The organism is Pedobacter sp. 01N416 (assembly GCF_056399685.1).
Genome location: NZ_JBFTRT010000694.1, coordinates 1 through 2,371, shown reverse-complemented (window position 1 = coordinate 2,371; position 2,371 = coordinate 1). Strand labels below are relative to the sequence as shown.

Genomic DNA, 2,371 nt, shown 5'->3' with positions numbered 1-2,371 from the left:
CAAATCGGAGTTGGATTACAAACTGCTTTTTAACACGCTGTTTAAAGTATCTGAAACCAATTTAAATGACGCTAAAAACGGTCAGGCGCTAAAAGTTACGTATACCGACTATCAAAAATTAAACGAGTCATTATTCCCTAGTGCATTGCAGATCAAAACACTATCTAAAGCAAAACGGATAAACATCGACTTACAGTTTGTCAAAATTGATGGCAATGTTCCGGTCGATTTTCCGTTTAATGTACCAAAGAGATTTACGGTTGTAAAGTAGGTTTAAAAACTACATTCACATACTCTATCAATGATTTGCCAGGTTAGGTACTGCATTAGTACAGCGGCTCTGGCAATCTTTGTTATGTATGAAGATTGAGTGAAGACAGTTCTGTAATAAGTAATTATGACTTTAGTATCTCGATTTTAATATTTTTTACTACAAAATTTTTATACTTTTGGCTTAATGAAGCTACAAAAACTCCTATTTATCCTTTTTTTAAGCGTGTTAACCCTTTCGGCGGTTGCACAAACTGAAAGCCAGCTCAGAAGGAAAAAAGAAGCTATACAACGCGAAATTGAACAGCTTCAAAAGAATTTGAATAAAACTGCCAGTGGTAAAAAGCTTACTATACAGCAGATTAATACTATAAATGCCCAGATTAGGCTGCGCCAGGATAAGATCGGTACAATCAACTCTGAAATAAAAAATCTGGATAACCAAATCTCTCAGAACACAAATACCGTACATACGTTGCAAGGTCAGTTGGGCGATCTTAAAAAAGAGTATGCGGGAATGATTCGTTTTGCACAGCGCAACAGAAATTCATACGATAAAATGATGTTCATTTTTGCGGCGAAGGATTTTAACCAGGCATATAAAAGAATAAAGTATTTACAGCAGTTTAGTCAATACCGTAAAAAACAGGCTGGATACATTGAAAATACGCAGCAAGATCTGAACGGCAAGATTAAGGTCCTGGATAAAACACTCAGGGAAAAAAGTGATCTGTTGAAGGAACAGGAAAGAGAGCGTGAGCGTTTAAGCAAGGATAAAAGCAAACAATCAGTAGAATTAAACAAACTGAGCAAGGACGAAAAACAGTTTAAACAGGATATTTCCAGTCGTAAAAAACAACAGGCTCAGATAGACAGGGCCATTAGTGCTGCAATTCAGCGGGCAATTGAAGAAGCGAGAAGGAAGGCCGCAGAAGAGGCAAGAAGAAAAGCGGCTGAAGAAGCACGGATTGCGGCGGCAAAAGCCAAGGCTGAAAATAGACCCGTACCTACTGCACCAGCTACACCAACCGCTAAAGCAAAATCGACAGGAGAATTGCTTACTGCAACACCTGAGGCAGCCAGATTATCGGCAGGTTTTGAAAATAACAGAGGAAGGTTACCTTGGCCTGTAGCAACAGGAACAATAACCGAAAGGTTTGGTTTACATAAGATCGACCAGGCAAGTTATACCAACGATGGAGTAGATATCACTACAACTGATGGGGCAACTGTTAGAAGTATATTTGCAGGTAAGGTTGTTATGGTGCAAAATATTATGGGCAGAACTGCCGTAGTAATTAACCACGGCGAGTACTTTACAGTGTACCAAAACTTAAGATCGGTTAGTGTGAGTGTAGGTAATTTAGTTGAAACCAAACAGGCGATTGGGATTGTGGCAAATACAGGTGACGACGCCATTTTAAAATTCCAGATTAGAAGAGGCCAGGGAACTTTAAATCCTGAAGCTTGGATTAGTAAATAAACTTAAGACAAGTTAAAATGTCTATATTTGTATAAATTATATTAGTGATGTATCAAGGCACGTTATTAGAGTTTTTAAACATGGGTGGATCAGAGATCGTACTCATTTTAGTGGTGGTTCTATTGTTGTTCGGAGGTAAAAAATTACCTGAACTTGCAAGAGGACTAGGGAAGGGAATCAGAGAGTTCAAAGATGCCTCTGATGGTGTTAAGCGTGAAATCCATAGGAATATCAACGCAATGGATTTAGATAAAGAAGAAGCAGAAGAAACAGCGGTAAACCATAGTCAACGTCATCATCCAACAGAAGAATCACCGGTTGATGAAAAAATAGAGGCAAGTGAGTCACACATTGATCTGAGCAAGCCTACTGACGAAAAAATTGTAACTGACAAAGAAAAAGTTTAAACAAAAAAATCATGTTAAATACAACAATAGCAGCAATGCTTGGAACACCAGAAATTATCATTATTGCGATAGTGGTATTGTTATTATTTGGTGGTAAAAAAATTCCTGAACTAATGAGAGGTTTAGGTAAAGGTGTTAAAGAAAACTGCGCAAACTCAGGATGTATTATCCCCTGCGTTAATTACAACAACTCCGGTAACCAGGTATAATT

General features: G+C 38.0%; 4 protein-coding genes. All 4 read left to right on the top strand.

What is annotated here, in order from left to right; genetic code table 11:
* Positions 1–271, top strand: a 271-nt coding sequence (gene lolB1 / locus AC1DND_RS25940) for a lipoprotein insertase outer membrane protein LolB1 (RefSeq protein WP_477585477.1), incomplete at its 5' end; no start/stop codon positions are given.
* Between the two features lie 186 nt (positions 272–457).
* Positions 458–1,753, top strand: a complete 1,296-nt coding sequence (locus AC1DND_RS25935) for a murein hydrolase activator EnvC family protein (RefSeq protein WP_477585475.1) — start codon at positions 458–460, stop codon at positions 1,751–1,753.
* Between the two features lie 47 nt (positions 1,754–1,800).
* Complete coding sequence (locus AC1DND_RS25930) at positions 1,801–2,160, top strand: Sec-independent protein translocase subunit TatA/TatB (protein ID WP_036669953.1); 360 nt, start codon at positions 1,801–1,803, stop codon at positions 2,158–2,160.
* Positions 2,161–2,171: 11 nt separating this feature from the next.
* The gene (locus AC1DND_RS25925) at positions 2,172–2,369 is read left to right on the top strand and encodes a twin-arginine translocase TatA/TatE family subunit (protein WP_477585473.1); all 198 of its coding nucleotides are present in this window, start codon (positions 2,172–2,174) and stop codon (positions 2,367–2,369) included.
* Positions 2,370–2,371: the final 2 nt, after the last annotated feature.